The sequence below is a fragment of the Mycobacterium gastri genome, assembly GCF_002102175.1.
Classification (GTDB): Bacteria; Actinomycetota; Actinomycetes; order Mycobacteriales; family Mycobacteriaceae; genus Mycobacterium; species Mycobacterium gastri.
In genome coordinates, this window is sequence record NZ_LQOX01000128.1 from 39,379 (window position 1) to 59,578 (window position 20,200).

Annotated in this window: 13 protein-coding genes, 1 tRNA gene and 1 pseudogene; 13 read left to right on the forward strand and 2 right to left on the reverse strand. The window is 64.7% G+C overall.

All coding sequences use genetic code 11. The features are described from left to right. Nucleotides 1–2: 2 nt before the first annotated feature. The 7 genes from AWC07_RS19680 (at nucleotide 3) to AWC07_RS19710 (ending at nucleotide 8,188) form a co-directional block, all read left to right on the forward strand. Nucleotides 3–1,976, forward strand: coding sequence for an acetyl/propionyl/methylcrotonyl-CoA carboxylase subunit alpha (locus tag AWC07_RS19680; protein ID WP_036418358.1), 1,974 nt, complete (start codon nucleotides 3–5; stop codon nucleotides 1,974–1,976). Continuing rightward, nucleotides 1,973–3,139: an acyl-CoA dehydrogenase family protein gene (locus tag AWC07_RS19685; RefSeq protein WP_036418333.1), complete on the forward strand. Its 1,167-nt coding sequence runs from the start codon at nucleotides 1,973–1,975 to the stop codon at nucleotides 3,137–3,139. The genes AWC07_RS19680 and AWC07_RS19685 overlap by 4 nt, the downstream gene beginning before the upstream one ends. Further along, nucleotides 3,136–3,693: a MaoC family dehydratase gene (locus AWC07_RS19690; protein ID WP_139829795.1), complete on the forward strand. Its 558-nt coding sequence runs from the start codon at nucleotides 3,136–3,138 to the stop codon at nucleotides 3,691–3,693. Before AWC07_RS19685 ends, AWC07_RS19690 begins: the two co-directional genes overlap by 4 nt. Next, nucleotides 3,690–4,511, forward strand: a complete 822-nt coding sequence (locus AWC07_RS19695) for an HpcH/HpaI aldolase/citrate lyase family protein (protein WP_036418331.1) — start codon at nucleotides 3,690–3,692, stop codon at nucleotides 4,509–4,511. Before AWC07_RS19690 ends, AWC07_RS19695 begins: the two co-directional genes overlap by 4 nt. Before the next feature lie 318 nt (nucleotides 4,512–4,829). Next, nucleotides 4,830–5,921, forward strand: coding sequence for a pyruvate dehydrogenase (acetyl-transferring) E1 component subunit alpha (gene pdhA / locus AWC07_RS19700; RefSeq protein ID WP_036418328.1), 1,092 nt, complete (start codon nucleotides 4,830–4,832; stop codon nucleotides 5,919–5,921). A gap of 9 nt (nucleotides 5,922–5,930) precedes the next feature. Continuing rightward, nucleotides 5,931–6,986, forward strand: a complete 1,056-nt coding sequence (gene bkdB, locus AWC07_RS19705) for a 3-methyl-2-oxobutanoate dehydrogenase subunit beta (RefSeq protein ID WP_036418325.1) — start codon at nucleotides 5,931–5,933, stop codon at nucleotides 6,984–6,986. After that, the gene (locus AWC07_RS19710) at nucleotides 6,983–8,188 is read left to right on the forward strand and encodes a dihydrolipoamide acetyltransferase family protein (RefSeq protein WP_036418324.1); all 1,206 of its coding nucleotides are present in this window, start codon (nucleotides 6,983–6,985) and stop codon (nucleotides 8,186–8,188) included. The genes bkdB and AWC07_RS19710 overlap by 4 nt, the downstream gene beginning before the upstream one ends. Before the next feature lie 46 nt (nucleotides 8,189–8,234). Here AWC07_RS19710 and AWC07_RS19715 read toward each other — a convergent pair whose 3' ends face one another. Then, entirely contained in the window at nucleotides 8,235–9,506 is a 1,272-nt protein-coding gene (locus tag AWC07_RS19715; protein ID WP_036418323.1) for a PPE family protein, read from the reverse strand. A 769-nt stretch (nucleotides 9,507–10,275) separates the two neighbouring features. On the opposite strand from AWC07_RS19715, the pseudogene AWC07_RS29880 reads away from it, so the two are divergent. Further along, a pseudogene (locus AWC07_RS29880) lies at nucleotides 10,276–10,350 on the forward strand (hypothetical protein); the annotation flags it as partial. Nucleotides 10,351–10,678: 328 nt separating this feature from the next. Further along, nucleotides 10,679–12,466, forward strand: coding sequence for a PE family protein (locus tag AWC07_RS19720; RefSeq protein WP_036418321.1), 1,788 nt, complete (start codon nucleotides 10,679–10,681; stop codon nucleotides 12,464–12,466). 254 nt (nucleotides 12,467–12,720) lie between these two features. On the opposite strand, the gene AWC07_RS19725 is transcribed toward AWC07_RS19720, so the two are convergent. Next, nucleotides 12,721–12,794 (reverse strand) — tRNA-Arg (locus AWC07_RS19725). A 184-nt stretch (nucleotides 12,795–12,978) separates the two neighbouring features. Here AWC07_RS19725 and lipQ point away from each other — a divergent pair. The 4 genes from lipQ (at nucleotide 12,979) to AWC07_RS19745 (ending at nucleotide 20,078) form a co-directional block, all read left to right on the forward strand. Continuing rightward, nucleotides 12,979–14,232 (forward strand): esterase LipQ, encoded by a 1,254-nt coding sequence (gene lipQ, locus AWC07_RS19730; RefSeq protein ID WP_036418320.1) that lies wholly within the window; start codon nucleotides 12,979–12,981, stop codon nucleotides 14,230–14,232. Nucleotides 14,233–14,446: 214 nt separating this feature from the next. After that, complete coding sequence (locus AWC07_RS19735; protein WP_036418353.1) at nucleotides 14,447–15,919, forward strand: WS/DGAT/MGAT family O-acyltransferase; 1,473 nt, start codon at nucleotides 14,447–14,449, stop codon at nucleotides 15,917–15,919. After that, a complete protein-coding gene (locus AWC07_RS19740) occupies nucleotides 15,916–17,691 on the forward strand; it encodes an HAD-IB family hydrolase/lysophospholipid acyltransferase family protein (RefSeq protein ID WP_036418319.1) in 1,776 nt (591 codons plus the stop codon). Before AWC07_RS19735 ends, AWC07_RS19740 begins: the two co-directional genes overlap by 4 nt. Then, on the forward strand, nucleotides 17,688–20,078 hold the full coding sequence (locus AWC07_RS19745) for a glycerol-3-phosphate 1-O-acyltransferase (protein WP_036418317.1): 2,391 nt from the start codon (nucleotides 17,688–17,690) through the stop codon (nucleotides 20,076–20,078). Before AWC07_RS19740 ends, AWC07_RS19745 begins: the two co-directional genes overlap by 4 nt. The last annotated feature ends 122 nt before the right edge of the window (nucleotides 20,079–20,200 follow it).

Consider the following 20,200-nt stretch of genomic DNA (forward strand, 5'->3'; position numbering starts at 1 on the left):
TGATGTTTGACACCGTGTTAGTGGCCAACCGCGGCGAGATTGCGGTGCGGGTGATCCGGACCCTGCGCCGGCTGGGCATCCGCTCGGTGGCCGTCTACAGCGACCCCGACGCCGGAGCGCGGCATGTGCTGGAAGCCGACCAGGCGGTACTGCTGGGGCCCGCCGCGGCGCGCGAGAGCTACCTGGACATCGACAAGGTGCTCGATGCCGCCGCGCGCACTGGATCGCAGGCGATCCACCCCGGTTACGGGTTCCTTGCCGAGAACGCCGATTTCGCGGCGGCCTGTGAGCGCGCCGGGGTCGTCTTCCTCGGGCCGCCGGCACGGGCGATCGAGGTGATGGGCGACAAGATCACCGCAAAGAACGCGGTCGCCGCCTTCGACGTGCCCGTGGTACCCGGCGTTGCGAAGCCGGGGCTGAGCGACGACGATCTGGTTGCGGCGGCCGACGAGGTCGGCTATCCGGTGCTGATCAAGCCGTCCGCGGGTGGCGGCGGCAAGGGCATGCGTCTGGTGGAAGACCCGGCCCGGTTGCGCGAAGCGTTGGTTAGCGCCCGACGGGAGGCAGCGTCGTCGTTCGGTGACGACACACTGTTCTTGGAGCGATTCGTATTGCGGCCCAGGCATATCGAGGTGCAGGTGCTCGCCGACACCCACGGCAACGTGGTGCATCTGGGCGAACGGGAATGCAGCCTGCAGCGGCGCCACCAGAAGGTCATCGAGGAAGCGCCGTCGCCGCTGCTCGACATTCAGACGCGGGCGCGAATCGGCACTGCCGCCTGTAACACCGCCCTTAGCGTCGACTACGTCGGGGCGGGAACGGTGGAATTCATCGTCTCCGCCGAGCGTCCCGACGAGTTCTACTTCATGGAGATGAACACCAGGCTGCAAGTGGAACACCCGGTCACCGAGGCGGTCACCGGGCTGGATCTGGTCGAGTGGCAACTCCGGGTGGCTGCGGGCGAGAAGCTGGGGTTCGCCCAGGACGACATCGAACTCAGCGGACACGCGATCGAGGCCCGGGTGTACGCCGAGGATCCCGCGCGGGGGTTCTTACCTACCGGAGGACGGGTGCTGCAGGTGTCCGAACCGTCCGGCCCCGGTGTGCGCGTGGACTCGTCGCTGTTGGCGGGCACGGTGGTCGGCAGCGACTACGACCCGATGCTGAGCAAGGTGATCGCGCACGGGGCCGACCGCGAGCAGGCGTTGAAACGGCTCGATCGCGCGCTGGCGCAGACCGCCATCCTGGGTGTGCAGACCAACGTGGAGTTCCTGCGGTTTCTGCTCGCCGACGAACGGGTGCGGGCCGGTGATCTGGACACCGCCCTGCTGGACGAGCGGCTGGCGTGGTTCGTACCGCTGCCGGCGCCCGATGACGTGTTCGCCGCGGGTGGCCTCTATCGTCAATGGGCTTTGGCCCGTCGCGCTGCGAGCAATCTATGGGCACAGCCGACCGGATGGCGGGTCGGATGGGGCGTGGAGCCGGTCCGCACCGAGGTGCGCACCCCGCTGCGCACCGAGACGGTATCGGTGTGGGGGCTGCCCGACGGAGCGGGCGTGCAGGTCGGCGATGACAAGGTCCGTCCGGCGAGCGTTCAGCTCACGGATGCGCGAATGACCGTGACGTTGGACGGACTGCGCCGCGAGTATCACTGGGCCGAGGCCGACCGCCACCTCTGGATCGCCGACGAGCGCGGGACCTGGCACCTGCGCGAGGCCGAGGAACACAAGATTCATCGCGCGGTGGGCGAGCGGCAAGCCGAAGTCGTCAGCCCCATGCCCGGCAACGTCATCGCGGTGCGATCCGCTTCCGGCTCAGAGGTTGCCGAAGGCGACGTGGTGGTGGTGGTCGAGGCGATGAAGATGGAACATGGCCTTACCGCACCGGTTTCGGGGCAGCTGGAGGTGCTCGTGTCCGTCGGGGAACAGGTGAAGGTCGACCAGGTGTTGGCCCGGATCAAGGATCAAGGATCATGACGACAATGATTACCGCGGGAACGCTGCCCAAGGAATATCAAGACCTTCGCGACACGGTGGCAGACTTCGCGCGCACTGTGGTCGCACCGGTATCGGCCAAACACGATGAGGAGCATAGCTTCCCGTACGAAGTCGTCGCGAAGATGGGCGAGATGGGACTGTTCGGCCTGCCGTTCCCCGAGGACTACGGCGGCATGGGCGGCGACTATTTCGCGTTGGCGCTGGCGCTGGAAGAACTCGGCAAGGTCGACCAGTCGGTGGCCATCACTCTGGAGGCCGCGGTGGGCCTGGGCGCGATGCCGATCTACCGGTTCGGCACCGAAGAGCAGAAGCGCAAGTGGTTACCGGATCTGACCGCCGGCCGTGCGCTGGCCGGTTTCGGACTGACCGAGCCCGGTGCGGGTTCGGACGCCGGCAGCACCCGCACTACCGCTCGCCTCGAGGGGGACGAGTGGGTCATCAACGGCAGCAAGCAGTTCATCACCAACTCGGGCACCGACATTACCTCGCTGGTCACCGTCACGGCGGTCACCGGAAGCGTGGCGGACGGCAAGAAGGAGATCTCGACGATCATCGTGCCCAGCGGCACACCGGGATTCACCGTCGAGCCGGTCTACAACAAGGTCGGCTGGAATGCGTCGGACACCCACCCGCTGACGTTCACCGATGCCCGCGTGCCGGCCGAAAACCTGCTGGGCGCCCAGGGAACGGGTTATGCCAACTTCTTGTCCATTCTCGACGAGGGCCGTATCGCAATTGCCGCGCTGGCGACCGGGGCGGCGCAGGGCTGCGTCGACGAGAGCGTCAAGTACGCCAAGGAGCGTCAGTCGTTCGGCCAGCCGATCGGTTCCTATCAGGCGATCAGCTTCAAGATTGCCCGGATGGAAGCACGGGCCCACGTCGCCCGCACGGCGTACTACGAGGCCGCCGCAAAGATGTTGGCCGGCAAGCCTTTCAAGAAGGAGGCGGCGATCGCCAAAATGGTCTCCTCGGAAGCGGCAATGGACAATGCGCGCGACGCCACCCAGATCCATGGCGGCTACGGCTTCATGAACGAGTACCCGGTGGCGCGTCACTACCGCGACAGCAAAGTCCTCGAAATCGGTGAGGGCACCACCGAGGTGCAGCTGATGCTGATCGCACGATCACTGGGGCTGTCGTGACCGGACCGGCCGGCGAGCGTGAACCTGGCGACGCCGCATCGGCGAGTCGCGTCGCAGAATCCACAGTCGGCGCAAGGATCGTTCAAAGAGGCTTGTGGTTCGAAGAATTCGAGATCGGCACCACCTACCTGCACCGGCCCGGACGCACCGTCACCGAGGCCGACAACGTCGTGTTCACCACGCTGACGATGAACACCCAGTCGCTGCATCTCGACGCCGCCTGGGCGGCGAAGCAGCCGGGATTTCGCGGTGAGCGGCTGGTGAACTCGATGTTCACCCTCTCCGCACTGGTCGGGCTGTCGGTGTCGCAATTGACGCTGGGCACCATCGTGGCCAACCTCGGCTTCTCGGAGGTGTCGTTTCCCAAGCCGGTCTTCCACGGTGACACCCTCTACGCCGAGACGGTGTGCACCGGCAAGCGAGAGTCCAAAAGCCGTCCCGGCGAAGGCATTGTCACCCTGGAGCACACCGCCCGTAACCAGCACGGCGAGATAGTCGCGCGCGCGGTGCGCACCACGCTGGTCCAAAAACGGCCGGTCGAGGAGGCGCAATGAACCTGCGCGCCTCCGGCCCGGGGTGGCTGTTCTGCCCGGCCGACCGCCCGGAGCGCTTCACCAAGGCCGCCGCTGCCGCCGACGTGGTGATCCTCGATCTCGAAGACGGTGTGGCCCAAGCGGAGAAGAGCGCTGCGCGTCAAGCGCTGCGCGACAACCCGCTGGACCCCGAACGCACCGTGGTGCGCATCAACGCGGCCGGTACCGATGAGCAGGCCCGTGACTTAGAGGCGTTGGCCGCCACCGCGTACCCGACGGTGATGCTGCCCAAGGCCGAGTCGGCCGCACAGGTGGCCGCACTCGCACCGCGCGACGTCATCGCGCTGGTGGAGACGGCGCGCGGTGCGGTATTTGCCGCCGACATCGCCGCCGCCGACGGCACCGTGGGAATGATGTGGGGGGCCGAGGACCTGATCGCCAGCCTGGGCGGTAGTTCCAGCCGGCGCGCGGACGGCGCCTACCGGGACGTGGCGCGCCACGTGCGCTCGACGATCCTGCTCGCGGCGTCGGCGTTCGGCCGCCTGGCCCTGGATGCCGTGCATCTGGATATCCGCGACGTCGAGGGCTTGCAGCAGGAGGCGATCGACGCCGCCACCGTGGGTTTCGACGCGACCGTGTGCATTCACCCAAGCCAGGTCCCGGTGGTGCGCAAGGCGTATCGACCCGGCGACGAGAAGCTGGCCTGGGCCCGGCGAGTGCTGGCCGCTTCGCGAAACGAGCGTGGGGTGTTCGCGTTCGAGGGGCAGATGGTCGACTCGCCGGTGCTGCGGCACGCGGAAATGCTGTTGCGGCGGGCGGGGGAATCCGCGCTCGGGTGACGATGCCTTTGCTGTCAGCGGTCCCGGGGCACGGCCGTCGGGCCGCGCGGCCGCCTCGTCTGACCAATTGGGGTGCTCCCGACACGTCTGCACCGGCGCAGCCGATCAGCCCGGTGTCATCGGATTCGGGAGCATAATGGGAGAAGCGCCAGTGTTGCGGCGATCTGAGCCGAATGTTGAGCCAGTGGCTGACTATGGCTCGCAAGCAGCTGCTGGCTCAGCTTTGCTACTGACCCGCCGCACCACGCGCGCCGACGCGAAGATGTGGCCTGCCCGGAGGCATCTTCACTACGGCGTGACCTGAGCTGAGGAGGCGGTATGGCTGGGGATTGTCGGGCATCGATGACGGTCGACCTCGAGCCGGTGCAACTCGTCGGCCGGGACGGCACACCGACTACAGAAGAGCGTTACAGCCGTGAGCTGTCCGCGGAAACACTGTGCTGGCTCTACGAAATGATGGTGGTCACGCGGGAGCTGGACAACGAGTTCGTCAACCTGCAGCGCCAGGGCGAATTGGCGCTGTACACGCCCTGCCGCGGCCAGGAGGCCGCGCAGGTGGGTGCGGCTGCATGCCTGCGCGCGACGGACTGGCTGTTTCCGCAATACCGCGAGTTAGGCGTGTACCTGGTGCGCGGCATCCCGCCCGGACACGTGGGTGCTGCGTGGCGTGGAAGCTGGCATGGCGGGCTGGAATTCACAACGAAATGTTGCGCCCCGATGTCCGTTCCGGTCGGCACCCAGACGTTGCATGCCGTCGGCGCCGCGATGGCCGCCCAACGCCTAGGAGAGGACTCGGTGACTGTTGCCTTCCTGGGCGACGGCGCCACCAGCGAGGGCGACGTCCACGAGGCGCTGAATCTCGCGGGCGTATTCCGGGTGCCGTGCCTGTTCTACGTGCAGAACAACCAGTGGGCGATATCGACGCCAGTCCGAAAGCAGACGGCCGCTGTTTCCATCGCCCACAAGGCAATCGGGTATGGCATGGCGGGCATCCGGGTAGACGGCAACGATGTGCTGGCGTGCTACGCGGTGATGGCCGAGGCCGCGGCGCGGGCCCGAGCCGGTGACGGTCCCACCCTGATTGAGGCGGTTACCTATCGCCTGGGTCCACATACCACTGCCGACGACCCAACGCGCTATCGCGACCAGCAGGAGGTGGATAGGTGGCTGAGTCTGGACCCGATTCCGCGTTTCCGGCGCTATCTGCAGGGCCGGGGACTGTGGTCGCAGAGTCTGGAGGACCGGGTCGCCGCCCGGTCGGCGGGGCAGCGGGCCGAACTGCGCGATGCCGTGTTTGACGCGCCCGATATCGACGTCGACGAACTCTTTACCGCGGTGTACGCCGACATCACGCCGGAGTTGGAAGCGCAGCGCCGGCAGTTGCGCGCCGAATTGGCGCGGACCGACTAGGAGGCGTCCATGACTCAGATTGCCGATCGCCCCACCGCCTCGGCGGAAAAGCTGCCGCAGTTGGCTGAACCGCTGGGGGTGGAGCCGCAGCCGATGACCATGGTGCAAGCGATCAACCGCGCCCTGCATGATGCGATGGTTGCCGACGAGCGGGTCCTGGTCTTCGGTGAGGACGTCGCGACCCAGGGTGGGGTGTTCCGGGTGACCGAGGGACTGGCTGAAGCATTCGGCGAATCCCGTTGTTTCGACACGCCACTGGCGGAGTCCGCGGTGATCGGGATCGCCGTGGGGTTGGCGTTGCGTGGGTTTGTGCCGGTGCCCGAGATTCAGTTCGACGGCTTCACCTACCCGGCGTTCGACCAGGTGGTCAGCCATCTGGCGAAGTATCGCTTCCGCACCCGCGGTCAGGTGGACATGGCGGTCACGGTCCGGATTCCGTCGTTCGGCGGTATCGGTGCGGCCGAACATCATTCGGAATCCACCGAAACTTACTGGGCGCACACGGCGGGCTTGAAGGTGGTGGTTCCCTCGGAGCCGTCGGATGCCTACTGGTTGTTGCGGCATGCCATCGCGTGCCCGGACCCGGTGATGTACCTGGAGCCGAAGCGCCGGTATTGGGCTCGCGGGGTCGTCGATACCAGCCGGCCGGGGGCTCCGATCGGGCGGGCTGTCGTGCGGCGGGCCGGTGGCGATGTCAGCGTGTTGACCTACGGTGGCTTGGTGGGTACCGCGTTGGCTGCCGCGGATCTTGCCGAGCGCCAACGGGGTTGGAGCCTGGAGATTGTTGATCTGCGTTCGTTGGTTCCGTTGGACTTCCACACGATCGCGGAATCAGTCCGTCGTACTGGGCGGTGTGTGGTGATGCACGAAGGGCCGCGAAATGTGGGCTATGGTGCGGAGCTGGCCGCTCGTATCCAGGAAGAGTTGTTCTACGACTTGGAGGCACCGGTGCTGCGCGCCTGCGGCTTCGACACGCCGTACCCGCCGGCACGTCTGGAGAAGGCGTGGCTTCCCGGCCCGGATCGCTTGCTGGACTGCGCGGAGCGGGTGTTGGGGCAGCCGTGAACCCGCAACCGCAGCGCATCAGGGACTTCCTGGTTCCCGACCTCGGAGAGGGACTCGACGAAGTCACGGTGACGTGCTGGAACGTCTCGGTGGGCGATGATGTGGAGCTCAACCAGACGCTGTGTTCGGTAGAGACCGCCAAGGCGCAGGTAGAGATTCCCAGCCCCTACGCTGGGCGGATCGTCGAGATCGGTGGCGCCGAAGGCGATGTCCTCGTGGTGGGCGCGATGCTGGTGCGCATCGACACCACGCCCGACCGGGCAATGGCGGCGGCGTCGGTTGGCGATGGCGAGGCCGGTGCGCCGATGCTGGTGGGGTATGGGGCCGACGCGGATTTCGACAGCAGCAGACGAGCCACACGGGCGCCGCGGCCGCGCGCAGTGCCGTCGGCACGCAAGCTGGCCAAGGACTCGGGGGTCGATCTGGCCGCACTGCAGCGTGGGCCCGGGGACAGCGGGGTGATCACTCGCGCGGAGGTGCTTGCCGCAGCTCAAGTGTCTGGGCTTGATGCGGACGTACGACCGGTGCGTGGTGTGCAGGCCCGGATGGCTGAGCGGATGATTTTGTCTCACAAGGAAATCCCCGGCGCACTAGCCAGCGTGCAGGTTGACTGCAGCGGTTTGCTGCGGCTGTCTGAGACGCTTCCCGGTGGCCGCGGGGGAGAGGTCACGCCATTTGTGCTGTCATTGCGGTTTGTCGTTATCGCCTTGACCCATCACATGATTCTCAATTCGAGGTGGGTCGACTCGGCTGCCGGCCCGCAGGTGAATGTCTACCGTCGTGTGCATTTGGGATTTGCCGTGGCCACCGATCGGGGACTGCTGGTCCCGGTCATCAACGACGCGCAGCAACTGACTACCCGCGAACTTGCCTGCCGCACGGCTGAATTGATCAGCGGTGCGCGCGAAGGCACGCTCAGCCCAGCCGAGTTGGGTGGTTCGACGTTTACCGTGTCGAACTTCGGCTCGTTGGGCGTCGACGACGGTGTGCCGGTGATCAACCATCCCGAATCGGCCATCCTGGGGATGGGAGCCATCAAGGCGCGGCCGGTGGTCGTCGACAACGAGATCGTCGCCCGACCGACGATGACGTTGACATGTGTTTTCGACCACCGTGTGGCGGACGGCGCCCAGGTGGCCCGCTTCCTGTGCGAACTACGTGACCTGATCGAGTCGCCAGCAACTGCTTTGTTGGACCTGTAACGACAAGTCGGGGTGCGCGTTATTTCATGATCGAACCCAAATTGGCTCAGCAAACCACATTCGGATTCCAACACGCCGGCAACATCGGCACTTGCGGCGGCTCACCCAACCCGCCACCTCCAACCGTTGCCAAGCCAGCAGCCTGCGTAACGACCCCCTTGGAGACGGTTCCGGCAAAACCCAACGTGCCGACACCTCGCTCAGAAGCCGCCGGCAGCGGTCCCGGAGAATCTCCCAACACCGAGACCACACGCGCTTCCGGCAACGTCGCTGACGCGACCGCCGACGGCGCCACGCCACCGACGGCCGCGCCCGTCACAGGCGTGAGAATGGCACCCGACACGGTGCTCGCGTTCGTAGTGGCACCTGCAGCCCACACTGTCGCCCCTGCCGCCAACGGACTCGCCAGCGTCGAAACGATCCCAGCGCTTAGGTGGGTGATCCAGTAGATCACCGCGTTTGCGATGTCGTAACCCAGCACAAAGGGAATCATCATGAAGCCGAGGGCCATGATACCGATTGCAAACCACGTGTAACTCAAATACTGTAAAATGTTTGCGGCAAAAGCCGAATAGCCAAGCAATTCCGCTAAGGCGGCCGCAAATAGCCATAACGGCGATAGAATTATCACCGCAATCACAAAGAGCGTGAAAAATGGCACACCGATAATCTCTATCAACATCGTTTCCACCAACCCCCACAGCAAAGTCCATAGTGGAAACGGGTCATAGCCGATGGCCTGGCCGATTGCCGCGATGTCGCTGGCCTCGCCGGTGCGGAATTTGATGATCACTGGTGCTGGCGGGGTGTGTGGCGTCGAGGTCAGCGCTGCGGTACTGAATCCCTCATAGACACTCATCGTGGTGGCGGCTTGGATCCACATCCGAACGTAATCGGCCTCGTTAAGCGCGATCGGGATGGTGTTGATGCCGAAGAAATTCGTCGTGACCAGCACAGCATGGGCCGCGTGGTTGGCAGCCAATTCGCCCAATGTCGGCATCGCGGCCAACGCCGTAGCGTGGGCGCCAGCCGCAGACTCGTGCGCAGCGGCAGCGGTGGCGCTATCGGTACTGGCCTGCATCAACCACGCCGCATACGGCGCATAGGCGCCCACGCATATCTCGGCGCTCGGCCCCTGCCACGCCTCTGCGTGCACGGCGCCCAACACCGTCGAGAGCTCTTCGGCCACCGAAGCATACGCAGCACTCAGCGACGACCACCCGCCAGCAGCCGCCAACAGCGAACTCGGACCTGGACCGGCGCTCAGCAACGCCGAATGTACCTCCGGTGGCGACGCCAACCAGATCGGCGCGGTCATGACAAACCGCCATGAACCCCGTACCCGGCCAGTGCCCACTCATCACCGTCAGGGTCGCTTGCTCGGGTCTGACTCACATTAACCGCCGAGCGCGCCAAGCCTTCGGCGCGTTGGGGCGCCACCCGAATTGCCACCGCGGCGCCGGCAGCGGCCCAAGGCTCTGGCGGCATGCTCAACAACACAGCCGCCATGCTTTCCGAAGGCATGCCGCTCACCAACACCCTCCGGTGAGGACAGGGATCTAACCGGCACATGACATACCCCGCCAATGGGTCGCTGTTCTTCTCAAGGTGTGCGGTGGCGTTCTCAAGGTGTGCTGTGGCGTTCGCCAGGGCGATTCAGTGCACCTGAGTGCCAGTGCTGCCAATGCCACCCCGGACGTGTATCTGCGGCGCCGCGATGTGGGCGGTCGGCTGGCGATCAAGGTCGGGTCGAAGTGAGTTGCGACGGCTCGGGCGCCGGTCTTGTGGCTGTGATCGTCTAGATGGTCGTCTAGAAACATGTGCTCGCAACCTTTCGGTGGGACCGCGGTCACCCGGCCGCAAGTGTGTCGCTATGTGTGCTTGCCGGACAACGCTGGGTGCCGCGTGGCCAGGGCCTAACCCAGCCGATACATAGGACCTGTCGACAATACAAATGAATGGTAATGTGCGTCCATGATGAGCGGCTTGACCGCGGCGCAACCATCCCCCGAATGGGGGAAAATCAAACCCCCCCGGATGGGGGGCGGTACGTCCGCTGACAGGGGGACATCGGACGCCCTTGCGCTGCCCAAGTAGCTCAGTTCCGCTGCGAACTGCGTGATCTGATTGAATCGCCCGAAACCGCCCTGATGGACCTATAGCAAAATCGGAGCTCACCGCCGCCGGGCTGGCTGGCGTAGCAGACCTCGCTCACCGTCGGATCGTCGCCGGCTTGGCGCCGGGAGGCGGGCCTCGTCGGCAGCGATTACCTATCTCCTCGCGCGACCAGCGCATTTCATGATTGACGAATCGTTGCCGAAGCGGTGGCAGGCACCGTTGGTGACGAAATGTCCGTCACGGTCGATTCGCCCTTTGGATTAGCAGCGCGTCAAGCTCTTGAGCGCCCGCGATGGGCGATGGAGTCGATCAGCGGGTGCGAGCGGGTTTCCGCGGCGAGGCCTCGAGTACGCGGGTAGTCGGAGGAAAAGCATGTCCATCGTGACCACGACGCCAGTGCTGATGGCCTCCGCGGCAACGGATTTAACGGCTCTTGGGTTAAGCGTCGATACGGCCAATGGCGCCGCGGCTGCCGCGACCACAGGGGTGCTAGCCCCAGCGGCTGACGAGGTATCGACGGCGATCGCCGAGTTGCTGAGCGCGCACGCTCGAAGCTATCAAGCCGTGGCCGCTCAAGCCGCGACGTTTCTTGATGAATTCGTGGAAACCCTGACTGCGGGTGCTCGGGCCTACGCATGTGCTGAGGCCGCCATTGCGTCGTCGCTGCAAGATCTAGTCAGCGGAGCGAACGCGTCCACCCAGGCGTTCGGGCGCTCGCTGATTGCCGGCGGCTCCGGCCTGGCGGCCATCGGCGGCAGTGCGGCAACGTCGATGCCCCAGGTGGCGGCCGCTCTGGCGCAAGACACAGCGCTGATTATGGGCGGAAGTGGGACCCCGATCCCTGGTCAAAGTTATCTCGACAGCGTTTATCAGGCCTTCATCAAGCCGCACGCTCCGTGGGCGGTGCCGCAGGGCCTCGCCACCCCGGCAGCGCTATATCCCTACACCGGTGTCATGGACCTGATGTTTGACACGTCGGTGGCTCGTGGCGTCGCGATCCTGCACGAGGCGATTACTCAGCAGATCGCCGCCGGAAACCACGTCACCGTATTCGGGTACTCGCAGAGTGCCACCATATCGTCGTTGGAAATGCAGGCCTTGGCCGCCCTGGGGCCGAACGCGCCCACTCCAGATCAGCTGTCTTTTGTGCTGTTCGGCAATCCCAACAATCCCAACGGCGGCCTCTTTTCGCGCTTCAGTGGCCTATTCGTGCCGAGCATTGGTCTGACATTTGGCGATGCAACCCCGGCCGATCTCTATCCGACCACTGTTTACACCGTGGAATACGACGGAATTGCTGATTTTCCGCGGTACCCACTGAATTTGCTGGCAGATCTGAACGCCTTAGCCGGTATTTACTATCTGCACGGCACCATCCCGAGTCTCACCCCTGAGCAGCTCAGCGGGGCGATCCAACTGCCGACCGACGGCGCGACGATGACCACCTACTACCTGGTTCAAACTCCGGATCTGCCGCTGTTGTACCCGCTGCGATCAATCCCGCTCATCGGCAATCCGCTGGCTGACCTCCTCCAGCCAAACTTGACCACGCTGGTGAACCTGGGTTACGGGGACCCGCGTTATGGCTATTCGACCACGCCGGCGAACGTGCCGACTCCGTTCGGGTTGTTTCCCGACGTCAGCCCGCTGACCGTGCTCGACTTGCTCGTTGCCGGGACACATCAGGGTATTGCCGATGCCACGCCCGAGCTGATGTCAACAGGTTTGCCAAGCCTTTCCCTGTCGGCCCCGACCGATGCGATGGCATTCAATTTGCCGATGGCGTTTGATACGTGGGCTACGCATGCCGGGACGTCCGGCGGCTTCCGGACGTATATCGATCTCGCCGAATTGTATGCGGCGAATATCTATTTTGCCGACACCCTCGGCAGGGTGGCCGCTACGGGCTACGCCACGCTTCGTGCCACGGCCGATATGACGAGCGCCCTGGCGATCACGCTCCCGTCGTATAATCTCAACCTTTTCTTGGACGGGATTGAGCAATTCGTCGCGGGTGACTCTTTCGGGTTGGTTAACGCGGTTGGCTACCCGTTAGCGGCCAGCACCGGGCTGTTCGTGCTCGGCGCCGGTGTCGAACTATTGGTCATTGTGAATGCGGCCGAAACGATCGCTTCCGAGTTCTCTGGGTCGGCGGCGTGAGTAGTCGGGGCGCTTTGCGACCGCTGGTGGACGCCGGACGGCGGCGCTTGGCCAGATGGCGACCTGGTTGTCCGTATCGGGCTAGCAAACATCTGAGCGGTCAGGCCAGCAAACACTCAGCTGCCTGGCGCACCGGCACCGTTGGTCTGAGGCGGAGTCGACAGCAAACGAAATCACCGGAGGTGCACGATGGCGTCGAGCCGACCGCCAACTCAAGTCACGCCTGACACAAGAACAACAAAGGTCACTCCTAGTGCCCCCGGCACGACTCGAACGTGCGACCTAGGGATTAGAAGGCCCTTGCTCTATCCACCTGAGCTACGGAGGCAATGCGCAGGTCAGTCTATCCAAACCGGGATTCAAGATCAGTCCCGGCGACACGAGGAACCTGAAAAGCCTTCCGCTATGCCGAAAATCGGTTATGGTGTGAGCCTCGACACACGTACAACACCGGCCGGTAAGCGGCCGTTAACCGCAACGACGCGTGTGCCTGACGTCGAGGGGTGGGCTTTATGTGCATGGCCAGTGTGACTTCGCGGTGCTCACGTGCTGGTGCCGAGGCGCTGCGGCAGGGAGCGCAGCTCGCGGCTGACGCCAAAGACACCATCCGGTCCGCTGCCGTGCTGCTTCGGGGTTCGCCGTTCGCGCTCGGTTGGGTCGCGGGTTGGGTGTCCACAGAGTTTCCCCTGCACGTATTGACCGGACATGCGCTGTCTCGGGTGTCGCCCCGGGCGATCGGCCGATTCGGCACCGCCTGGGCGGCGCAGCGAGCGGACCTGGCGCTCACCGCGGCTCTCGAGGAGTCTTTTGGTCCGGACTTCCGTGACAGGGTGTCGCACCCGAGCAGGGATCCTTCCGCGTTCACCAGGCGGGGCAGCCTGCTGCCGTCGGGGCCTCGCCGCCGCTACGCGGCCCAGACCTCCGATATTTCGTACGGACCCGGTGGTCAGGCGCATCTGCTCGACATCTGGCGGCGTCCCGATCTGGCGCCGGGGCGCCGTGCGCCGGTGCTGATCCAGGTTCCCGGGGGTGCGTGGGCGGTCAACGGCAAACGTCCGCAGGCGTACACGTTGATGAGCCGGATGGTGGAACTGGGTTGGATCTGTGTGTCGATCAACTACAGCAAAAGCCCGCGTTGCAGTTTCCCCGCACACGTTATCGACGTCAAAAGGGCGATCGCCTGGGTCCGGGAGAACATCGGTGACTACGGTGGCGACTCCGACTTCATCGCCCTCACCGGCGGGTCAGCCGGCGCGCACCTGGCTTCCCTGGCGGCGCTCACTCCCAACGATCCGATGTTTCAGCCCGGGTTTGAAAACGCCGACACGACAGTTCAGGCGGTCGCGCCATACTACGGCGTGTACGACTTCACCGACTTCGACAACTCTCACGAGATGATGCGGCCGTTCCTCGAGCATTTCGTGATGAAGACCCGCTATGCCGACGACCCCCAGCGATTCAGGGAGGCTTCGCCGATTTCTTATGTGCACCGGGACGCGCCGCCCTTCTTCGTCCTGCACGGCGACAAAGATCCACTGGCGCCGTGCGCGCAAGCACGGGCCTTCTGCGCGGCATTGCGCGGGGCGGGAGCTGCCACGGTGGCCTACGCCGAGCTCGCCAATGCCCATCACGCTTTCGACATCACCCCGACGGTCCGATCCCGGCTGGCGGCCAACGCCGTCGCTGATTTCCTCGGGGTTGTGTACGGTCGGCGGGCCAGCTCGTTGCTGAGTACGTTGGCCCTGCAGGCGACTCCAGCCAGCTGAACTCACCGGACGTAAGCCGAACTCGCGCGCCGCCGGAGCTCTGGTCACAGCGGCTCTCCGGGCACCCGCGCGTACGTGTGGATCCTCACTTTCACCGCCGCTGCAACCGGACTAGCGTTGTGTCTGCATTTCGGTTGACGGTTCGACGCAGGAGGCTTGATGGCGGTGACAGGGTTGGCGCGTCGAGTTATCCGGTCCTGGTTGGGTCGTGATCATGGCTGAGCCCGTCGAGACCGCTGCATTGTCCGACGAGCTCGGACCGGTTGACTATTTGTTGCATCGGGGCGAGGCCAATCCGCGCACCCGTTCGGGGATCATGGCGCTGGAACTACTCGACACCACGCCGGACTGGGACCGTTTCCGGACCCGCTTCGAAAATGCCTCCCGACGCGTGTTGCGGTTGCGGCAAAAGGTCGTCGTTCCGACGCTGCCGACCGCGTCGCCGCGTTGGGTGGTCGATCCCGACTTCAACCTCGACTTCCATGTGCGCCGGGTGCGCGTCGCCGAACCCGGCACGCTGCGCCAAGTATTCGATCTCGCCGAGGTGATTCTGCAGTCGCCGCTGGACATTTCACGGCCGCTGTGGACAGCCACACTGGTCGAAGGCTTGGCCGATGGCAAGGCCGCGATGCTTCTACATGTCAGCCACGCCGTCACCGACGGTGTCGGCGGTGTCGAGATGTTCGCCCAAATCTACGACTTGGAGCGGGAACCACCACCGAGGCCGACGCCACCACAACCCATTCCGCAGGATCTTTCGCCTAACGACTTGATGCGCGAGGGCATCAACCATATGCCCATGGCCATTGTCGGCGGCCTTCTGGGCGCGCTGTCCGGGGCGGTGTCGGTGGCCGGGCGAGCGGTTCTGGATCCCGTCTCCACGGTGTCAGGAATCGTGAGCTACGCGATGTCGGGCGTTCGGGTGTTGAACCGCGCCGCCGAGCCCTCGCCGCTGCTGCGGCGGCGTAGCCTGACCACCCGCACCGAGGCGATCGACATCCGGCTCTCCGAACTGCACCGGGCCGCCAAGGCGGGTGGCGGGTCGATCAACGACGCCTACCTCGCGGGTCTGTGCGGCGCGCTGCGGCGTTACCACGAGGCCCACGGCCTGCCGATCAGCACCTTGCCGATGGCGGTGCCGGTGAACCTGCGGGCCGAAGGCGCTGCGGCCGGCGGCAATCAGTTCACCGGAGTCAACTTGGCGGCCCCGGTCGGCACCATCGATCCGGTGACCCGGATGAAGAAGATCCGGGCCCAGATGACGCAGCGCCGCGACGAGCCCGCGATGAACATCGTCGGTTCCATCGCACCGGTGCTGAGTATCCTGCCCACAGCCGTCCTCGAAGGGATTACCGGTTCGGTAGTGGGCTCGGACGTGCAAGCCAGCAATGTCCCGGTCTACCCCGGCGACACCTTCGTCGCCGGCGCAAAGATATTGCGGCAGTACGGTATCGGCCCGCTACCGGGTGTGGCCATGATGGTGGTGCTGATATCGCGAGGCGGGTGGTGCACCATCACTGCGCGCTACGATCGGGCATCGGTGCGAAACGATGAGTTGTTTGCCCAGTGCCTGCTCGAGGCTTTCGACGAGATCCTGGCGCTGGCCGGTGAGCCGGCACCGCGCGCGATCCCGGCTTCCTTCGCCGCCCCGGCCGGTATGGCGTCTCGTTCGGTGTCGGGCTCATGAGCACCTCACAAGAGCAAGACGAACAGCGCAAGACCGGCAAGCCGGGCGGCGACCTGAGGTTGCCCGGGTCGGTGGCCGAGATCATGGCCAGCGCTCCCGGGCCGAAGGTCGGCGCGTTTTTCGATCTCGACGGGACGTTGGTCGCGGGCTTTACCGCCGTCATCCTCACCCAAGAGCGGCTGCGGCGCCGCGATATGGGTGTCGGTGAGCTGCTCAGCATGGTCCAGGCCGGTCTGAACCATACGCTGGGACGCATCGAGTTCGAGGATCTCATCATCAAGGCGTCTTCGGCGCTGCGGGGACGGCAGTTGAGCGATTTGGAGGAGATCGGCGAGCGGCTGTTTCACCAGCGGATAGAGCCCCGGATCTATCCGGAAATGCGCGAACTGGTTCGGGCCCATATGGCTCGTGGGCATACGGTGGTGCTCAGCTCGTCGGCGCTGACCATCCAGGTCGAACCGGTGGCCCGCTTCCTGGGCATCACCAATATGCTCACCAATAAGTTCCAGGTCAATGAAGATGGCTTACTCACCGGCGATGTGGTGCGGCCGATCTTGTGGGGGCCCGGCAAAGCCGCAGCGGTACAGCGTTTTGCGGCCGAGCGCGGCATCGACCTCAAGGACAGCTACTTCTACGCCGACGGGGACGAAGACGTCGCCCTGATGTACCTGGTCGGCAATCCGCGGCCGACCAACCCCGAAGGCAAGATGGCCGCCGTCGCCAAACGCCGCGGCTGGCCGATTCTGAAGTTCAACAGCCGCGGCGGTGTGGGTCTGCGACGGCAGTTGCGAACACTCGCCGGTTTCAGCACGATGTTCCCGGTCGCGGCCGGGGCGGTGGGTCTCGGTGTGCTGACCGGTAGCCGGCGGCGTGGGGTGAACTTCTTCACCTCCAACTTCTCCCAGTTGTTGCTCGCCACCAGTGGTGTACACCTGAATGTGATCGGGAAGGAAAACCTGACCGCGCAGCGTCCAGCGGTCTTTATCTTCAATCACCGCAACCAGGTTGACCCGGTTATCGCCGGAGCGCTGGTGCGCGACAACTGGGTTGGCGTGGGCAAGAAGGAACTGCAGAACGACCCGATCATGGGCACCCTCGGCAAGCTACTGGACGGAGTGTTCGTCGACCGCGACGACTCGGCGGCCGCGGTGGAGACGCTGCACACCGTCGAGGATCGCGCCAGAAAGGGGTTGTCAATCGTGATCGCCCCCGAGGGCACCCGGTTGGACACCACCGAAGTCGGGCCCTTCAAGAAGGGGCCCTTCCGGATCGCGATGGCGGTTGGGATCCCCATCGTGCCCATCGTGATTCGCAATGCCGAGATCGTCGCCTCCCGAAACTCCACGACGATCAATCCGGGCACGGTCGATGTCGCGGTATTTCCGCCGATCCCGGTCGACGGCTGGTCTCTCGACACACTCCCGGACCGCATTGCCGAGGTGCGCCAGCTGTATCTGGACACCCTGAAGAACTGGCCGGTCGACGAGCTGCCCGAAGTGGACTTGTTCGCAGAGCAAAAAGCGGCGAAGAAAGCACAGGCCGCGAAGAAGCAACCGGCCAAGAAGGCCCCGGCCAGAAGCGCGGCGAAGAAGCAACCAGCCAGGAAGGCTCCGGCCAAGAGCGCTGCCAAGAAGGCCGCGAAGACGACATCGGTCAAGGTGAATCCCCGCGAGTCGAAAGTCGCCGTCACCGATGGTGAGGTTCAACCGCCGAGCACCGACCAAGCCGATACGCCCGAATCGCCGAACTCTGGGCCCAAAGGACTGCCGTGACCAAACCGGTCGCCGACGCCAGCGCAGTCCTCACTGCTGAAGACACGCTGGTGCTGGCTTCGATGGAGTCACCGGTGGAAATGCAGTTGATCATGCGTTGGCTGGATGAACAGCGGACCCGTAATCCCGAGGCGAAATTCGACGTTCTGAGGCTGCCGCCCCGCAATGCTTCACCGGCTGCGCTGACCGCACTTGCCGAGCAGCTCGGGTGCGGGCCCGAAGCTGACTCCGAATGTCTCGAGGACCGGTCGATTGTGCCGGTGCGGGTGTTCTGGCTGCCGCCACCGGATCGCAGCAGAGTGGCCAAGGTGGCAGGGCTGCTTCCCGGCCGGGATCCCTATCACCCCAACCCGCGTCAGCAGCGCCGCATTCTGCGCTCCGACCCGCGGCGGGCCAGGGTGGTGGCCGGGGAGGCCGCGACGGTCACCGAATTGCGCCAGCAGTGGCGCGATACCACCGTCGGCGAGAACAAGCGCGATTTCGCCCAGTTCGTCACCCGAAGGGCAATCCTGGCGTTGGCACGTGCCGAATACCGGATCCTCGGACCGCAATACAAGTCTCCCCGGCTGATGAAGCCAGAGATGTTGGCGTCAGCGCGGTTTCGTGCCGGGCTGAAGCAAATACCCGGTGCCACGGTCGAAGAGGCCGGGAGAATTCTCGATGAACTGGCCACCGGTTGGAGCCAGGTGTCGGTAGACCTGATTTCCGTCCTCGGCAAGCTGATCAGCCGCGGGTTCGATCCCGAATTCGACTACGACGAATACCAAGTCGCGGCCATGCGCACGGCGCTGGAATCGCATCCGGCGGTCTTGCTGTTCTCCCATCGGTCATATATCGACGGTGCGGTGATACCGGTGGCCATGCAGGACAACAGGTTACCGCCGGTGCACATGTTCGGCGGCATCAACCTCTCCTTCGGCGTGATGGGTCCCCTGATGCGCCGTTCGGGGATGATCTTCATCCGGCGTAACATCGGCGACGATCCGTTGTACAAGTATGTGCTCAAGGAGTACGTCGGCTACGTCGTCGAGAAGCGCTTCAACCTGAGTTGGTCTATTGAAGGTACGCGGTCTCGCACCGGAAAGATGTTGCCGCCCAAGCTGGGACTGATGAGCTATGTGGCCGACGCCTACCTTGACGGCCGCAGTGAAGACATTTTGCTGCAAGGGGTGTCGATCTGCTTCGACCAGTTGCACGAGATCGCCGAATACGCTGCCTACGCGCGCGGTGCCGAGAAGACCCCTGAGGGTTTCAGCTGGCTCTACCGGTTTATCAAGGCGCAGGGGGAGCGCAACTACGGCAAGATCTATGTCCGTTTCCCCGAAGCGGTTTCGATGCGACAGTATCTCGGCGAACCGAAGGGGACGCTAGCTCATGATCCGGCCGCGAAACGGCTTGCGCTGCAGAAGATGACGTTTGAGGTGGCGTGGCGGATATTGCAGTCGACGCCGGTGACCGCGACCGGGTTGGTGTCTGCGTTGCTGCTTACTACCCGCGGGACCGCGCTGACGCTCGATCAGCTGCACCACACCCTGCAGGATTCACTTGACTACTTGGAGCGCAAGCAGACCCCGATGTCGACAAGTACGCTGCGGTTGCGTTCGCGCGAAGGAGTGCGCGCAGCGGTCGATGCATTGTCCAACGGACACCCGGTCACCCGGGTGGACAGCGGCCGGGAACCGGTGTGGTACATAGCGCCCGACGATGAACTCGCGGCGGCGTTCTATCGGAACTCGGTGATCCATGCTTTCTTGGAGACTTCGATCGTCGAATTGGCACTCGCCCATGCCCGGCATACCGACGGTGACCGCATGGCCGCTTTCTGGGTCCAGGCGATGCGGTTGCGCGATCTGCTGAAATTTGACTTCTACTTCGCCGACTCGGCAGCGTTTCGCGCCAACATCGCCGAAGAGATGGCCTGGCACCAAGATTGGGAGCGCCAAGTCGCAGCAGGCGCCGACGGGATCGACGCGATCCTTTATGCCAAGCGGCCATTGATGTCGGATGCGATGTTGCGGGTGTTCTTCGAAGCGTATGAGATTGTCGCCGACGTGTTGCGTGACGCTCCTCCCGATATCGGGCAGAAGGAACTGACGGAGTTGGCGCTCGGAGTCGGCCGTCAGTACGTGGCCCAGTCACGGGTGCGCAGCAGCGAGCCGGTGTCGACGCTGCTGTTCGCCACTGCGCGCCAGGTTGCCGCCGACCAGAACTTGATCGCGCCGGCTCCGGACCTGCTGGAACGCCGGATCGCTTTCCGGCGCGAACTGCGAAATATTCTGCGCGACTTCGACTACGTCGAGAAGGTTGCGCGCAACAAGTTCATCGCCCGCGAGTTCCAAGCGCGTCGGGGACACGCCGAAGAGAAGTCGTCGAGCACCGCCCAGTAGCTGGCGGGACGGCGGCGCCGGGCCCGGCACTGAATCCGCGGGCGCAGTCCCGCGTCGCGGCAGTCGCACCAGTTCGTCCCGCTTGGCTCAAATCAGTGCATACCGTGGGGGCCACGTCGCAT